Raw genomic sequence first — 14,466 nt, 5'->3', positions numbered from 1 at the left:
GGTCAGGTGTGGTCGTGGATCCACTCGACGATCCGGTCGACGGTGCCGGCCGGGTCGCGGATCCAGCCGTTGTGACCCAGCGGCTGCGGTTGGTGCCACAGCGTGACGTCGGCGTTCGGGAGTTTCGCGAGGAGGTTCTTCGCCGAGGATTCCGGAGCCAGATCGTCACCCTCGACGGTCACCGACAGCACCGGCAGTTTCAGCCGGGCGATGCGTTCCTCGTAGTCGATGTCGGCGCCGTCGGGCTCGATCCTGCCGGTGCGGGCGAATCGCGACCAATCGGTGATCAGCGCCTTCGACTGCCGCCCGAACCCTCCGATGTCGAGTTTGTCGCCGGGCCAGAACCCCGCAAGGTTGGCCGTCATCGACATCGCCGCGGCGCCCACCAGCATCCGCGGGGCATGGATGCCGGGGAACCCCCGGTGATACGGCGACCCGGACGCGACGAGCACGATCCCGCCGAGCCGGCCGCGGATCCGGGCCGCGTACATCACCCCGAGCTGACCCCCCATGCTGTGTCCGAGCAGGAAGGGCGTGGCGGCGGGAAAGCGCTCCCGCACCACTTCGAAGATCGCGGGAAAGTCGAGGGCCACCAGTTCGTGGTAGCCGTACGTGCTGGCACTGCTCGGGCGGGGACGACTGTCGCCCTGGCCACGGAGTTCGCCGATCGCCGCGTTGAACCCCCGGGACACGAGTTCCTCGGCGAAGGGTTCGTAGTAGCCGGCGGGAATTCCCAGGCCGGGAAACACCACGATGACGGGGGCCTCGTCCGGGCCGGGAAACAGGCGAACCGGAGTGGTGGTTCCGTCGGGCATCTGGATCGGTACTGTCTCCACTTCGTCAGACTAGACGGCTCGACCCCCGCAGATCCGGGATCTGCGGGGGTCGAGTCTCATCCGAGACCGGTGATTACAGGCCGATGGACGCAGCGAGCATCGGCCACGACTTGTGCAGGTCTTCCTGCCAGTAGGACCACGAGTGCGTGCCGACGGGCCTGAAGTCGAACGTTGCGGGAATCTGCAGTCCGTTCAGCTTGTCCGCGAGCGCGTGGGTGCACTGGTTGGTGGCCGCCTCGATGGCGCCGCCGAGGAGAATCTGGTTGGCGAGCGTTCCGACGTCGCCGTTGATCCCCGGACCGTTCAGCTGATCGCCGGGCCCGGGCAACCCGGAACCGTTGCTGACGTAGATGTCGAGTCCGCGCAGCTTCTCCGCGTTGATGTACGGGTCGTTGGCCGTCCAGCCGGGGCCGTCTTCCGGTCCCCACATGTTGGAGGTGTCGCCGCCGCCGCGGCCCTCGACTACCAGCTGTACGTACGTGCGGCCGGGGTCGGTGCTGGTCATCGCGCAGCCGCTGTAGGCGCCGACGCTCTCGTACAGGCCGGGCGCCGACTGTGCCAGGCTCAGCACCGAACTACCCGCCATCGAGATACCGGCGATCGAGTTGACGCCGTTGGTGCCGAGCGCGGAATCGACGATCGGCGGAAGTTCCTGCGTGAGGAACGTCGTCCACTTGTTGTTGCCCAGTTCCGGGTCGGTCTGCTCCCAGTCCGTGTAGTAACTGAACGCGCCCTCCATGGGCGTGACGACGTTGACGTTCTTGTCGGCGAAGAAGTCGACGACATCCGTCCTGGCCTGCCACGTGGCGGAGTCCTCGCCGCCGCCCGCCCCGTTGAGCAGGTACAGCGTGGGCCTCGGTTCGCTCGTATCCGCGGGGGTGATCACCCGCAGCGGGATCTCCCGGTCCATGGAGGCCGAGTACACCTGCATGGTCGACTGCCGGTCGTCGATCTCGTCGGTGCTCACCAGGTGGGAGCCACCGTCCGCGACACTGGTGTCTTCGGTCGGATCGGCAGAAGCGGACGCCTGGACTCCGAGGCACGGAATTGCCGTCGTCAGAGCGACCGCGAGCGCAAACCGCACCCCGTACCTACCCGCTGCAGTGCGGTTGACCATCGTTCTCCTTCGCTGCGACGTCACCTGCCCGACTCCGAAGAGGCGAGAGCTGGAGTCCACATGATGTCATGTGGACTCCAGCTCTCGTCGAGAAGTGGGGTCGAAACGGGGGTTTCCCTATTCCGCGACAGACCCGATGAAGTCGATCAGTGTGGTGAGCGCTTCGAGCAGAGTCAGAAAGCTGTCGGACATAGTATTACTCCTTTTCGACGCAGTGGATTTCGAACTTCCCCCCGCGATCAGGGGCTCCGTCATTTGTACCCGAGTTTTCTCCCCGAATAAGCACAAAGTGGTAAACATTTGCGATCGTTGACTTAACGACGAACCCGGAAATCAGCACCGGTTACTTCTCAATTACCTTCAGAACATGCCCATCTAACTGGGGATATGCGGCGACTGCGATCGCCGGATCCACGTTCTCGTAATCGAAGAGCGACAGAACATACCTCGTTGCATTGTTTCCGGACTTTTTCTTGTCACTGCCCTTGAATTCTCCTGCGGAGTAACGAGGCGTGGACGAATTCGAACATCTCTTCTTCGCCCTGGTGAACGCATCCGATTTTGTCTCGAAACCAATAATTCGATGGCAAAAGTTTCCATTGTGGCATTTAATTGACCTGAAGTGTGGGATATCGGGCTTCTCGGCGCGGCGCGGACACGGAGAACGATCGATTCGACGCACGAGCAACCGGCGGTACGGAACGGACACTCAGGGTGAAAGACCAGGGTCGAGATCGGGGTACATCCCGATGTGCCGGCAGGCCCCGCCGAACAGAATGGAGGCATGACATTCGACAGCAACACTCCCCGCCAGTTCACCCGTTCCGACAACCAGAAGATGCTCGCAGGCGTCTGCGGCGGCATCGCCGAATACTTCTCGGTGGACGTCAACCTCGTCCGGTTGCTCACCGTGGTTGCCACGCTGGTCACCGGCGGCACCGCGGCACTCGTCTACCTCGCCGCATGGATGCTGATGCCGGCCGGACACTGACACGGGCGACAGCACCGGAAAGCACTGTGGCCGTGGAACGAATCCACGGCCACAGCCGACACGAGATCTACCGACGCGCCACGGTCACAGAGACCCTGTGACGAGGGCCGGAATGATCGCCAGGATGAGCTGAGTGAACTGGCTGATCGCTTCCCAGCCGTTGGTGATGCTTCCCATTCTTCCTCCATCTTCACGGACGCACAGCGCGTCGCTTTCGGTGACGAACTACCCCGGCAGCGCCGAGGGATGACTTGATCAGCTGAAGAACGTGGCGCTTTGCGCGAGCAGATCGAATACGAAAGTGATGATGTCGGTGAGGGTCGTGCTTCCCATGAATCCTCCTGTTACTTGGTGCGCAGCAACGGAATTCAGCCTCCGTTACCGTCCCTCACATTAAAGCATCAACCTCTGTGAGCACGTGTGGGTTTCGAAAAGTATGCTTCTGCAACAACTCTCGAGCACTTCTGGACGAGTCGGGGCGCGGACAGGACGAAACCGGCCCTCCGAGGCGAAGTGCCGGATCAATCGCTTTGTTGCAGCAGAACAGGATTCAACCGGACTGCGCGCGCGAATACTCCCCCTACAACCCCATGGAGGCGGCAAGCATCGGCCACGACTCGTGCAGGTCGTCTTCCCAGTAGCCCCACGAGTGCGTCCCCGACGGCCGGAAGTCGAACGTCGCGTCGATGCCGAGCTCGTCGAACCGAGACGCCAGCCGGCGAGTGCAGCTGTCGACCGCCGCCTCGATGATTCCGCCGACGATCACCTGATTGGCCAGCATCGACGGATCGCCGTCGACCGACCTGGCAGTCAGAGTGTCGTGCTCCCCGGGAAGTCCCGAGGACGACGAGATGAACATGGCCGCGCCGCGAAGCTTCTCGGCATTCACCAACGGATCGTTGGCGACCCAGCCGGGGCCACCCACCGGCCCCCACATGTTTTCCGAGTCGGCTCCGCCACGGCTCTCGACCACGGTCCGGACGTAGAACTGCCCAGCGTCGGTGCTCGTTTCGGCGTATCCGCTGTAGGCGCCGATGCCCCGATACAGCGACGGGGCCGCGATCGCGAGGCTCAGTACCGACGTACCCGCCATGGAGATGCCCGCGATGGCGTTGACGCCCGACGTCCCGAACTCCGCATCGATGATCGGCGGCAACTCCTGCGTGAGGAACGTCGCCCACTTGTTGCGTCCGAGTTCGGGGTCGTCGCGTTCCCAGTCCGTGTAGTAACTGAAGGCGCCGGCGAGCGGCGTCACGACGTTCACGTTCTTGTCGGCGAGGAACGACTCGACGTCGGTCTGGTGTTGCCACGTCGCCTCGTCCTCACCGCCCCCGGCGCCGTTGAGGAGGTACAGCGTGGGACGCGGGACGCTGGTGTCCGCGGGTGTCTGCACCGCCACCGGAACGACCCTGTCCATCGCCGGGGAGTAGACGTGCACCGTCACGGTCTCGGGGTCGGGATCGGGTTCGGCCGACGCCACCGGTAGACCGGCCGTCAACGGCAGCGCGACCAGCGCCGTCCAGCGTGCGTAACGCCGCGTTTGCCCACAACGCATTCGTCTCGTCCACTTCCGTCGTACCCACGCCGCAGCGAACCGGAAAGTCGTTCGGGAGGGTTGCTAAAGGTCCTTTTTACCCGAATTTCCGCGGTCCGAGACCGAAATGCGAAAAACAGTTGAACAACCGACCAGTTCATGGAAAAGGGGAGGTCACAGACTAGAAAGAGCCCGGGACACCAGATGGTGTCCCGGGCTCTTCGAGCACTTCGTGCCCGTGAGTGGTGGGCGAGTCCGAGGACTCCTCACCCACTCACGGGAGGCGTAGCCGCCTTTAGAAGTCCATACCGCCCATGCCGCCGGTCGGGTCGCCCACGGGCGCTCCGGCCTTCTCCGGCTTGTCGGCGACGACGGCCTCGGTGGTCAGGAACAGAGCCGCGATGGACGCTGCGTTCTGCAGCGCGGAGCGGGTGACCTTGACCGGGTCGTTGATGCCGGCTTCGAGCAGGTCGCCGTACTCGTTGGTCGAGGCGTTGAGGCCGTGACCTGCGGGCAGGTTGCGAACCTTCTCGGCAACGACGCCGGGCTCGAGGCCCGCGTTGAAGGCGATCTGCTTCAGCGGTGCTTCGAGGGCGACGCGAACGATGTTCGCACCGGTGGCCTCGTCACCTTCGAGCTTCAGGTCGTCGAGCGCGGGAGCCGACTGCAGCAGAGCCACGCCACCACCGGCGACGATGCCCTCTTCGACGGCAGCCTTGGCGTTACGCACGGCATCTTCGATGCGGTGCTTGCGCTCCTTGAGCTCCACCTCGGTGGCAGCGCCGGCCTTGATGACTGCAACGCCACCGGCCAGCTTGGCCAGGCGCTCCTGCAGCTTCTCGCGGTCGTAGTCGGAGTCGCTGTTCTCGATCTCGGCGCGGATCTGCGACACGCGACCGGCGATGGCCTCGGGGTCTCCCGCGCCTTCGACGATGGTGGTCTCGTCCTTGGTGATGACGACCTTGCGTGCCTGGCCGAGCAGCTCGAGTCCGGCGGTCTCCAGGGAGAGGCCGACCTCTTCGCTGATGACCTCGCCACCGGTGAGGATGGCGATGTCGGCGAGCTGAGCCTTGCGACGGTCACCGAAGCCGGGAGCCTTGACGGCCACGGACTTGAAGGTGCCACGGATCTTGTTGACCACCAGGGTGGACAGGGCTTCGCCCTCGACGTCCTCGGCGATGATGACCAACGGCTTGCCGGACTGGATGACCTTCTCCAGCAGCGGCAGCAGGTCCTTGACCGTGGAGATCTTGGAGCTCACGAGCAGGATGTACGCGTCCTCGAGGACGGCTTCCTGACGCTCGGGATCGGTGGCGAAGTACGCCGAGATGTAGCCCTTGTCGAAGCGCATGCCCTCGGTGAGCTCGAGCTGCAGGCCGAAGGTGTTGGACTCCTCGACCGTGATGACGCCTTCCTTGCCGACCTTGTCCATGGCCTCGGCGATGAGCTCGCCGATGGACGGGTCGCCTGCGGAGATACCAGCGGTAGCAGCGATCTGCTCCTTGGTGTCGATCTCCTTGGCGGTCTCGAGCAGACGCACGGTGACGGCCTCGACGGCCTTCTCGATGCCGCGCTTCAGACCCAGCGGGTTGGCGCCGGCAGCGACGTTGCGGAGACCCTCACGGACGAGAGCCTGGGCGAGAACGGTAGCGGTGGTGGTTCCGTCGCCGGCGACGTCGTCAGTCTTCTTGGCGACCTCCTTGACCAGCTCGGCACCGATCTTCTCGTAGGGGTCCTCGAGCTCGATCTCCTTGGCGATGGAAACACCATCGTTGGTGATCGTGGGGGCGCCCCACTTCTTCTCGAGCACGACGTTGCGACCCTTGGGGCCCAACGTCACCTTGACTGCGTCGGCGAGGGCGTTGAGTCCCCGCTCGAGGCCGCGACGGGCCTCTTCGTCGAACGCGATGATCTTGGCCATTGCGAAGTGATCCTCCGGATTGGGGGTGACACACAAGGCGACCGCTAGTCGGGTCGCCTCATTTACGCCTTCGGCCGAGTTCGGTGCCCGCGACGGACGACCAGGGGTGTCTTTGGTTCCCGGTCTCACCGTCCCGACCTGGCACTCACGCGTCGTGAGTGCCAAGTGCATTTTTAGCACTCGGACAGGGTGAGTGCAAGGTCGGGACGGAACCGGTGCGCCGGGCGATCAGCGCATCGCGCAGACCTGACCGGTGTTCACGTTGAACGCGAGGGACAGCGCGCCGACGCAGTCGACGCCGTTCGCGTCGGCAGTCGCACCCGAACCCCAGCCTGCGATCGCGACGGTGGTGGTGCCGTCGGCCGCACCGGAACGGGCGATGCCGCCGCCGAGCGCGAGCGCGTACGCCTGACCCGAGCCGGTCGACGCACCGAGCGACGTTCCGTATCCGTTGGCGTACGTGGTGGCGCCGCTGTGTCCGTTGGCGACACTCACCGCGGTGCCGCTGTCCGCGGCCATCGCGTGGGCGACGCCGGCCTCGGTCGCCTTGGCGCCGCAGCTCGCGGTGTCCGACACCTGAACGTCGTTCGCCGACGGCGGGGAGACACAGTTGACGGGGGCGGCACCGGCGACGCCAGCGCCGGCCACCGAGATTCCCGCCGCGACGCCCAGACCCACGGCCATCGCCGCTCCCACACGTGCCAGCCGTCGGCCGAACAGAGACGAGATACGAGTACGAGATGCCGAGGCGGTCGAGGTGACGGGGGTGGAGACAGCGAGCATGGAAGCTCCTTCTGGGAACGTCGAATTGGAGGATTCGCCGCGAGAGTACCCGCTCGCGGCCGGTTAGTCCCGGACCGCGGTCAGGCGAGTTCGTCGAGGAGCTTCGGCAGCTGCGCGACCGAATCGACGACGTGGTCCGGTCGCTGCGGGGCGAGGTCCAGAATCGACTGGCGGAACTTGCCCGTCCGCACCAGCACGCCCGTGAGTCCCACCCGCTGCGCGGCCAGGACGTCACCCGTCAGATCGTCACCGACCATCACCGTCACGTCCGGTTCCGTGCCTATCAGATCGGTGGCGGTGAGGAACGCGGCGAGCGACGGCTTGCCCACCGAGACGACGTTGGTTCCCGCGACCTCCTCCATGCCGGGGAGGTAGGTGCCCGTGTCGATGCGCAGCCCGTCGTGGGTGGCCCACGTGGTGCCCCGGTGCATCGCGACGACGGGGACGCCGTCGAGCATCAGCTCGACCACGCGGCTGAGGGCCTCGTGGGTGAATTCCGGCCCCGCCCCACCGAGGATCACCACCTCGGGGTCCTCGTCGTCCAGTTCGATTCCGGACAGATCGGCTGTGATGTCGCCGCTGTTGAGGACCCAGGCCCGCGACCCGGGGTAGGTCGACCGGACGTACTCCGCGGTGAGCCGGGCCGCCGTGACGATCTCGCCGGAGTCCGCCTCGATGCCTGCCGACCGCAGGGCCTCGGCGATCTCGTCGCACGTCCGGGACGTCGTGTTGGTGAGGTAGGCGCACGCGAGTCCGCGCTCGCGCACCTCCCGCACCGCGGCAGCCGCACCGTCGATCGGATGCCACGAAGTAACCAGCACCCCGTCTATATCGAGCAGGACACCCTCGACCCCAGCCATGACAGGAGCCTATCCGCGCGGCTCGGACGGTGTCACTGCCGAGCACGGCTCGGACGGTGTCACTGCCGAGCCCGGCAGACGAGAACGGGGCAGGGGGCGTGGTGGACCAGATTCTGGCTGACGGATCCGAGCAGGGCACCCATCACCTTCCCCCGGCCGTGGCTTCCGACCACCAGCAGTTGCGCCGTCGCCGCGTGCCGCAGGAGGACGTCGGCGGACACCCCCTGTGTCGTCACCTCGTTCACCGGCACGTCCGGGTACTCGTCCCGGATGCCGGCGAGGCATTCGGACACGACGGCCTTCTCCCCTTCCTCGTAGGCGGCCCAGTCCACGTACTTCGACGCATGGGCGAGCCCGTGCTGCTTCTCGCCGCTCCACGCGTGCACCACGTCCAGACCGACACCGAACGCGGACGCGAGTGCGAACGCCTCCTCGACGGCTTTCTCGCTGACCTGGCTGCCGTCCACGCCCACGACGATCGGGCGGGTGTCCGGCGACGCCGTCGCGGGCGCTCCCCGGACGACCGCGACCGGGCTGTGCGCGTGGTTGACCGTGCGGAGCACCGTGGACCCGAGAAGGTAGTCGGTGACCGCGCCCGCACCCTGCGCGCCGAGCGCCACGACCCGCGCCGCCCTCGACAACTCGATCAGGTGGGACGCCGCCGTCCCGGATCGGACGTCGCGCTCGACGGCGAGTCCGGGATGGTCCTGCAGGACGGCGGCGGTGGTGGCGTCGAGCATCGCGTTGCCGTCCTCGCGCAGTTCCTGGATGAACTGGGCGTCGATCATCATCGCGGTGCCGTTGTAGAACGTGGCCTCGTCCGGGTAGGTGTGGGCGAGCAGGAGTGGGGCGCCGATCCGGACCGCCGTGCCCGCGGCCCAGCGCGCCGCGTCGAGCGCGGCGCGTGAACCATCGATACCGACGACCACGGGCGGCCCTGCATGTTCGCTCATATTTCTCTCCCTCTACGGCTCGAGAACTGCTGCACCGCTGAACTTTCCGCCGTCCAGGTCGCGCAGGGCCCGGTCGGCGCGGTCGAGTGGGTACGGGTGGATGTCGATACTCAGCCGGTGTTCCGCTGCGATGCGCAGGAATTCGACGGAATCCGAACGGGTGTTGGCGGTGACGCTGCGGATCTGCCGTTCCCGGAACAGATGCCTCTGATACTCGAGCGTGGGAATGTCGGAGAGGTGGATCCCCGCGACTGCGAGGGTGCCGCCGTCGGCGAGCGCCTCCATCGCCACGGGCACCAGATCGCCCACCGGGGCGAACAGAATCGCGGAGTCGAGGGGTTCCGGCGGCACGTCGCGGACGCCCTGCACGGACGCCGCCCCGAGTCGCTGCGCCAGCGCACGGGCCTCCGCCCCGCGCGTCATGACGTGCACCCGGGCACCGCGGATCGACGCGACCTGGGCGGTGAGGTGCGCGCTGCCGCCGAACCCGTAGATGCCCAGCGCACCGCCGTCGGGGACGGCGGCACGTTCGAGCGCCCGGTAGCCGATGATCCCGGCGCACAGCAGTGGTGCGAGTTCGGTGTCCGAGTAGCCCGCAGGCAGGTGCAGCGCGTAGTCGGCCGGGACCGTCGCGAATTCGGCGTATCCGCCGTCCGCATCCCAACCCGTGTACCGCGACTGCCTGCACAGGTTCTCCGCGCCGCGCAGGCAGGCCGCGCAATGTCCGCAGGTGTGACGCAGCCAGGCGATACCTACCCGGTCGCCGACTGCGAAGGACCCCGACACCGAATCACCCAGTGCGGCAACCTCCCCCACCACCTCGTGGCCGGGAATCACCCCGGGCCGGTGCACGGGCAGATCCCCTTCGGTCACGTGCAGGTCGGTGCGGCACACTCCGCACGCCAGCACCTTCACGAGAAGTTCGCCCGGCCCCGGCTCGGGGATGGTCTCACGTCCGAATTCCAGAGGGTGGCCCGCGACGGGGCCCGGCGCGACCACGCGCCACGCGGTCATCGTTCCGGTTCCGCCCTGCGCCGCCGCCATACCCCCACAATGCCCGTGCGGGGTGGCCACCGCCAGGACCCTGAGGCCCGTGTCTCGAGGACACGGTGTCGCGGCGAAGACCGGGCCGGACCGGCCCCGGCAACTAGGCTCCCAGACATGGACCTGCGCGGTGAAGACCTGTTCACGGTGGCGGGGTCGCTGGCCGAGCTGATCGGCGCGCCGATCACGATCGAGGACGAGAACTCGACGGTTCTGGCCTATTCGAGCGGCGAGCAGGCCGTGGACCAAGCCCGCATCGAAACCATCCTGGGACGGCAGGTGCCCGGGAAGTACCGGCAGCTCCTCGAGGACGCCGGCATCTTCGAGCGCCTCCATCGCGACACCGACGTCTTCTACGTGGACATGCGAATGCCGAACATGACTCCCCGCGCGGTGATCGCGGTGCGCGACGCGGGACGGTCGGTCGGGTCGATCTGGGCGGCGATGACGTCCGCCCCCACCCCGGAACAGGAATCGATCCTGCGGTCCGCGGTCCCCGTCGTCGCCGAACACATCGCGGCGGAGCGGGAACGGGTGGACGTGACACGCCGGATGCAGGTCGATCGGGTGCGTGCGCTGATCAACGGCGGCGAGCCCGCCTTCCGCGCCGCCGACGACCTCCGGCTGGAGGGAAGGCTGACCGTCGCGGCGGCCGCCCCGGTCGCGATCGGCCGCTCCCTGCCGTCCGGTTTGCTCGCCTCCCTCGGCCTGTACCTCGACACGCTGGCGGTCGATTCGGTCGCCGCCCAGCTCGACGACGTCATCTACGTCGTCATCGCCGCATCGGAGAAGGATGTCCGTCGCCTCGCCGAGAATTTCCTCGGTCGCGCCCGCAGCGGGGCGGCATTCGTAGTCGCCGTCGGACGCGAAGTGACCACGGCCAGCCAGGCTCACCTGTCGCGGGGGGACGCCGACCGGGTCCTCACCGTCCTGCAGCACGCCCGATCCGGCGGTGTCGTCGGGACGATGCGGGACAGTCTCGCGTCCGTGCTGGCGTTGCGCGTCGCGGACATCTTCGACGGCCTGGGCGAGCTCACCCCGCTCGCCGCGCTCACCCGGCACGACGAGCAGCACGGGACCGATCTCGTGGCCACGGCCCGCGCCTTCCTCGCCCACGGCGGCGACGTCGCCGATGCGGCGGCCGCACTGCACGTGCACCCCAACACCCTCAGGAACCGGCTGCGACGCTGCGTCGATTCGTGCGGCGTGGACCTGGCCGACGCGGACACCCGGCTCATCCTGATGCTGCACCTGAAGCTGACGGGACTGCGGGACATGTGACCCCTGGCCGATTGCACAGGGGTCACTGTCCGGGACTGGCCGAACGGCTACTCCCCCGGCGCCGTCGCCGACCGATGATGGAGTCATGAGCACAGTGCAGCGCCCTGACCATGTCGCGATCGTCGGAGCAGGCGTCGTCGGATTGTCCACGGCGTGGTTCCTCCAGGAGCGTGGCGTGCGTGTCACGGTCGTCGACCGGGACGGTGTCGCGTCGGACGCGTCCTGGGGTAATGCGGGTTGGCTCGCACCGGCATTGACGCTGCCGCTTCCCGAGCCCGCCGTACTGAAGTACGGGCTGCGCGCGATGCTGAATCCGTCGTCGCCGGTCTATGTTCCCTTCACGACCGATCTGCGCCTGGTGCGTTTCCTCGTCGGCTTCGCGCGGCACTGCACGCCCTCCCGGTGGGAGGACGCGATGAAGGTCTACGCCGAGGTCAACCGGATCTCCCTGGGCGCCTACGACGAACTCGCGGACGGCGGCGTGCGGGAGCACACCCATCTCGCCGACCCGTTCCTCACCGCGTTCAAGTCGGACGAGGACCGGGAAGCGCTCGTCGACGAGTTCCGTCACGTCGAGGCCGCCGGCGGGGAGGTCGAGTACGACCGCGTCGACAGGGACGAGATCCACTCTCTCGAGCCGAGTCTCGGCGACGGCGTGCACTCCGGCCTGAGGCTGCGCAACCAGCGTTTCATCGACCCGCCGCGCTTCGTGCACTCCCTCGCCGACGCCGTCCGGGCCCGTGGCGGTGAGATCAGGTCCGGCTTCGACGTGACGGCTGTGCAGGATCGGGGACAGTCGGGGGTCCGGCTGGTCTCGGCCACCGGCGACGCGGTAGCCGCCGATGCCGTCGTCATCGCCAGCGGCGCACGCCTCAATGCACTGGCCCGCCCGTTCGGTGTCCGCGCCCTCGTGCAGGCCGGCCGCGGCTACAGCTTCAGCGTCCAGCCCCAGCAGATGCCGAAGAACCCGATCTACTTCCCCACCCAGCGAGTGGCGTGCACGCCGTTGCAGGATCGTTTCCGCGTCGCCGGAATGATGGAATTCCGCAGTCCCGACGCACCTCTCGACCCGCGCCGGGTCCAGGCGATCATCGAGGCCGCGACGCCCATGTTCACCGGCATCGACTGGGAATCGCGTCAGGAGGAGTGGGTCGGGTCCCGGCCCTGCACCACCGACGGACTTCCGCTCGTCGGAGCCACCCGCTCCCCCCGCGTGCACGTAGCGGGCGGTCACGGAATGTGGGGCATCGCGCTGGGGCCGCTCACCGGACGCATGCTGGCCGACTCCATGACCGGCGGCGAGGTTCCCGGCGTCATGCGGCATTTCGACCCGCTGCGTTGAGCGCGGCTCAGGACCGGGCCGCCCAGAATCTGCGCAATTCGACGACCAGTTCGCGCGAACGCTCGTCGGGGAAGAACAGCTTGCCACCCCGGATCTCCACGACTTCCCGCGCTCCCGGGATGAGGTCGCGCAGCCAGTAGGCCCTCAGTCCAGCTTTCCCACCACCGACTCCGCGCTCGCGACGAGAGCGCCGGACGAGGCGAGGGCGACCGCGGCCTCGATCTCCGGCGCGAGGTGACGGTCGGTCCCCGGTCCGTCCACGTGCTCGCGGATCGTGTCCCGCACCGCACCCGTCGCCGGCGACGGAGCGAGGGGGGCCCGCAGATCGAGCGCACGAGCGGCCGTCAACGCCTCGATCGCCAGCACCCGGGTGAGCCCGTCGACCGCACGGCGCAGCTTCCGGGCCGCCGACCACCCCATCGACACGTGATCCTCCTGCATCGCCGACGACGGAATCGAATCCACACTCGCCGGCGCCGCCAGCCGCTTCAGTTCCGAGACGATCGCCGCCTGGGTGTACTGGGCGATCATGTGGCCGCTGTCCACCCCGGGATCGTCGGCCAGGAACGGCGGCAGCCCGTGATTGCGGGCCACATCGAGGAAACGGTCGGTGCGGCGCTCGCTCATGCTCGCCACATCCGCGACGACGATCGCCAGAAAATCCAGCACGTACCCGACCGGCGCCCCGTGAAAATTGCCGTTCGACTCGACCCGACCGTCCACGGTGACCACCGGATTGTCGATTGCGCTGGCCAGTTCCCACGACGCCACCCGCTCGGCGTGCGCGAGAGTGTCCCGCGCCGCCCCGGCCACCTGCGGGGCGCACCGCAACGAGTAGGCGTCCTGCACCACCGTGCAATCCGGACCCGTATGGCTGGCGACGATGCCTGAACCCGCGAGCAACCGCGTCATGTTGTCCGCAGCCGCTGCCTGCCCGGGATGCGGCCGGAGCGCCTGCAGGTCCGGGGCGAACACCTTGTCGGTGCCGAGCAGCCCCTCCACGCTCATCGCCGCGGTGACGTCGGCCAGACGGAGAAGCCCGTGCAGGTCCTCGCATGCCAGCAGCAGCATGCCGAGCATGCCGTCGGTGCCGTTGATGAGGGCCAGCCCTTCCTTCTCCTCGAGGATCACCGGTGCGATACCGGCAGCGGCCAGCGCCTCCGCGGCCGGCCGCAGTTCGCCGTCCGCGTCCCGCACCGTGCCCTCACCGATCACCGCGAGCGCGACGTGCGCCAGCGGCGCCAGATCCCCCGAGCACCCGAGGCTGCCGTACTCGTGGACCACGGGGGTGATCCCCGCCGACAGGAGCGACGCGTAGACCTGCGCGACCTCCGGCCGCGCGCCGGTCCTGCCGGTGGCCAGCGTCGACAGTCGCAGCAGCATCAGAGCGCGCACGACCTCGCGTTCCACCTCGGGGCCGTTCCCGGCGGCATGCGAGCGGACCAGACTGCGCTGCAGCTGCGTCCGTAGCGCCGAGGGGATGTGCCGGGTGGCGAGTGCCCCGAACCCCGTCGAGATCCCGTACACGGGCTTCGGGTCCTCGGCCAGCGCCTCGATGCGCTTCCGGGTTTCCGCCATGGCCGACATCGCGTCCCGCGAGATCCGCACCGGCGCGCCGAGACGCGCCACCCGGATCACTTCTTCGGCGGCGACCGCTCCGGTTCCGACCACGACAGACTCTTCGGCTCCCACAACCCCCAGTCTCCCCCGGGGCCGGGCGGAGAGTGAGGAGATTGCGGGAGCGACGACGGCGTCTACAACCGGCCGCGGAGAGCTTCCTCGATTTCGCGTGGCGTCATCAAAC

Annotated in this window: 12 protein-coding genes; 3 read left to right on the top strand and 9 right to left on the bottom strand. The window is 67.6% G+C overall.

From position 1 onward, the window contains the following. Window positions 1-2: 2 nt before the first annotated feature. Together WKC72_RS12240 and WKC72_RS12235 are read right to left on the bottom strand one after the other, a co-directional pair. Window positions 3-836, bottom strand: a complete 834-nt coding sequence (locus WKC72_RS12240; RefSeq protein WP_005251814.1) for an alpha/beta fold hydrolase — start codon at window positions 834-836, stop codon at window positions 3-5. 73 nt (window positions 837-909) lie between these two features. Continuing rightward, window positions 910-1,953: an alpha/beta hydrolase gene (locus WKC72_RS12235; protein ID WP_370182746.1), complete on the bottom strand. Its 1,044-nt coding sequence runs from the start codon at window positions 1,951-1,953 to the stop codon at window positions 910-912. A gap of 784 nt (window positions 1,954-2,737) precedes the next feature. On the opposite strand from WKC72_RS12235, the gene WKC72_RS12230 reads away from it, so the two are divergent. Continuing rightward, a complete protein-coding gene (locus tag WKC72_RS12230; RefSeq protein ID WP_005251806.1) occupies window positions 2,738-2,944 on the top strand; it encodes a PspC domain-containing protein in 207 nt (68 codons plus the stop codon). Between the two features lie 580 nt (window positions 2,945-3,524). Here WKC72_RS12230 and WKC72_RS12225 read toward each other — a convergent pair. The 6 genes from WKC72_RS12225 to WKC72_RS12200 all read right to left on the bottom strand — a co-directional run bounded on the left by WKC72_RS12225 (window position 3,525) and on the right by WKC72_RS12200 (window position 10,009). Beyond that, window positions 3,525-4,499 carry an alpha/beta hydrolase gene (locus tag WKC72_RS12225; protein ID WP_370182744.1) on the bottom strand — a complete coding sequence of 325 codons (975 nt, stop codon included), beginning with the start codon at window positions 4,497-4,499 and terminating at the stop codon, window positions 3,525-3,527. Between the two features lie 274 nt (window positions 4,500-4,773). Next, window positions 4,774-6,399 (bottom strand): chaperonin GroEL, encoded by a 1,626-nt coding sequence (groL, locus tag WKC72_RS12220; protein ID WP_005251801.1) that lies wholly within the window; start codon window positions 6,397-6,399, stop codon window positions 4,774-4,776. 228 nt (window positions 6,400-6,627) lie between these two features. Then, the gene (locus WKC72_RS12215; protein WP_037237967.1) at window positions 6,628-7,182 is read right to left on the bottom strand and encodes a DUF6764 family protein; all 555 of its coding nucleotides are present in this window, start codon (window positions 7,180-7,182) and stop codon (window positions 6,628-6,630) included. Window positions 7,183-7,262: 80 nt separating this feature from the next. Continuing rightward, on the bottom strand, window positions 7,263-8,042 hold the full coding sequence (locus tag WKC72_RS12210) for an HAD-IIA family hydrolase (RefSeq protein ID WP_370182742.1): 780 nt from the start codon (window positions 8,040-8,042) through the stop codon (window positions 7,263-7,265). Between the two features lie 59 nt (window positions 8,043-8,101). Next, entirely contained in the window at window positions 8,102-8,995 is an 894-nt protein-coding gene (locus WKC72_RS12205) for a universal stress protein (protein ID WP_370182741.1), read from the bottom strand. A gap of 12 nt (window positions 8,996-9,007) precedes the next feature. Further along, a complete protein-coding gene (locus tag WKC72_RS12200; RefSeq protein ID WP_370184343.1) occupies window positions 9,008-10,009 on the bottom strand; it encodes a zinc-binding alcohol dehydrogenase family protein in 1,002 nt (333 codons plus the stop codon). A 147-nt stretch (window positions 10,010-10,156) separates the two neighbouring features. Between WKC72_RS12200 and WKC72_RS12195 the strand changes: the two genes are divergently transcribed. After that, complete coding sequence (locus WKC72_RS12195; RefSeq protein WP_370182740.1) at window positions 10,157-11,320, top strand: PucR family transcriptional regulator; 1,164 nt, start codon at window positions 10,157-10,159, stop codon at window positions 11,318-11,320. An 85-nt stretch (window positions 11,321-11,405) separates the two neighbouring features. Continuing rightward, entirely contained in the window at window positions 11,406-12,662 is a 1,257-nt protein-coding gene (locus WKC72_RS12190) for an NAD(P)/FAD-dependent oxidoreductase (protein ID WP_370182739.1), read from the top strand. A 144-nt stretch (window positions 12,663-12,806) separates the two neighbouring features. Here WKC72_RS12190 and hutH read toward each other — a convergent pair whose 3' ends face one another. Next, the gene (gene hutH, locus WKC72_RS12185) at window positions 12,807-14,354 is read right to left on the bottom strand and encodes a histidine ammonia-lyase (RefSeq protein WP_370182738.1); all 1,548 of its coding nucleotides are present in this window, start codon (window positions 14,352-14,354) and stop codon (window positions 12,807-12,809) included. Window positions 14,355-14,466 lie beyond the last annotated feature (112 nt).

This window comes from Rhodococcus wratislaviensis (assembly GCF_041228765.1).
Classification (GTDB): Bacteria; Actinomycetota; Actinomycetes; order Mycobacteriales; family Mycobacteriaceae; genus Rhodococcus_F; species Rhodococcus_F wratislaviensis.
The sequence above is the reverse complement of the archived record's forward strand: the minus strand, read 5'-3'. Positions and strand labels throughout refer to the sequence as shown.

Coding starts and splice junctions, on each gene's coding strand:
- WKC72_RS12230 (WP_005251806.1), top strand. CDS start 2,738: ATGACATTCGACAGCAACACTCCCCGCCAGTTCACCCGTTCCGACAAC.
- groL (WP_005251801.1), bottom strand. CDS start 6,399: ATGGCCAAGATCATCGCGTTCGACGAAGAGGCCCGTCGCGGCCTCGAG.
- WKC72_RS12225 (WP_370182744.1), bottom strand. CDS start 4,499: ATGCGTTGTGGGCAAACGCGGCGTTACGCACGCTGGACGGCGCTGGTC.
- WKC72_RS12190 (WP_370182739.1), top strand. CDS start 11,406: ATGAGCACAGTGCAGCGCCCTGACCATGTCGCGATCGTCGGAGCAGGC.
- WKC72_RS12215 (WP_037237967.1), bottom strand. CDS start 7,182: ATGCTCGCTGTCTCCACCCCCGTCACCTCGACCGCCTCGGCATCTCGT.
- WKC72_RS12210 (WP_370182742.1), bottom strand. CDS start 8,042: ATGGCTGGGGTCGAGGGTGTCCTGCTCGATATAGACGGGGTGCTGGTT.
- WKC72_RS12235 (WP_370182746.1), bottom strand. CDS start 1,953: ATGGTCAACCGCACTGCAGCGGGTAGGTACGGGGTGCGGTTTGCGCTC.
- WKC72_RS12200 (WP_370184343.1), bottom strand. CDS start 10,009: ATGACCGCGTGGCGCGTGGTCGCGCCGGGCCCCGTCGCGGGCCACCCT.
- WKC72_RS12195 (WP_370182740.1), top strand. CDS start 10,157: ATGGACCTGCGCGGTGAAGACCTGTTCACGGTGGCGGGGTCGCTGGCC.
- WKC72_RS12205 (WP_370182741.1), bottom strand. CDS start 8,995: ATGAGCGAACATGCAGGGCCGCCCGTGGTCGTCGGTATCGATGGTTCA.